The following is an 836-nucleotide window of genomic DNA, read 5'->3' as shown; positions in this document are numbered from 1 at the left end:
GCGGCGGCCCAGAAGGCGTCGCCGGTGCGCTGGAAGCCGAACATGGAGTAGAACACGTAGACCGGGATCAGCGGCACGCCGTGGGTGGCGTAGGCGGTGCCGGCGGCGGTGAACGCTGCGACGGCGCCGGCTTCGTTGATGCCGGGGTGAATCAGCTGGCCCTGGGCGGATTCCTTGTAGGCCAGGACCAGGTCGCGGTCCACGGACAGGTAGTTCTGGCCCTTGGGGTTGTAGATCTTCGCGGTCGGGAAGAACGCGTCCATGCCGAAGGTGCGGGCTTCATCGGGAATGATCGGCGCGATGTGCTTGCCGAAATTCTTGTCCCGCATCAGGTCTTTGAGCAACCGGACAAAGGCCATGGTGGTGGCTGCCTGCTGCTTGCCGGAGCCGCGCTTGGCGACCTCGTAGGTTTTCGCATCCGGCAGCGCGATGTCGGAGTGCTTGGACCGGCGCTCCGGCACAGCACCGCCCAGGGCAGCGCGCCGTTCCATCATGTACTTGATTTCCGGGGCATCCGTGCCCGGGTGGAAGTACGGCGGCTGGTACGGATCCTTGTCGAGCTGCTCGTCCGTGAGGGGGATCCGCAGGTGGTCGCGGAACTTCTTCAGGTCGTCGAGGGTGAGTTTTTTCATCTGGTGGGTGGCGTTGCGGCCTTCGAAGTGCGGGCCGAGGCCGTAGCCCTTGACTGTTTTGGCCAGGATCACGGTGGGCTTGCCCTTGAATTCGGTCGCTGCCTTGTACGCGGCGTAGACCTTGCGGTAGTCGTGGCCGCCGCGCTTGAGGTTCCAGATCTGGTCATCGGTCAGGTCCGCGACCATGTCCTTGGTCTGCGGGGT

1 pseudogene is annotated in these 836 nt (G+C 64.6%); it reads right to left on the bottom strand.

The features are described 5' to 3' along the window. Positions 1-836: pseudogene (locus tag AC1DDG_RS21685) on the bottom strand (pyruvate dehydrogenase (acetyl-transferring), homodimeric type); the annotation flags it as partial.

This window comes from Arthrobacter sp. 10L430 (genome assembly GCF_056395245.1).
This window is presented reverse-complemented; position numbering and strand designations above follow the sequence as displayed.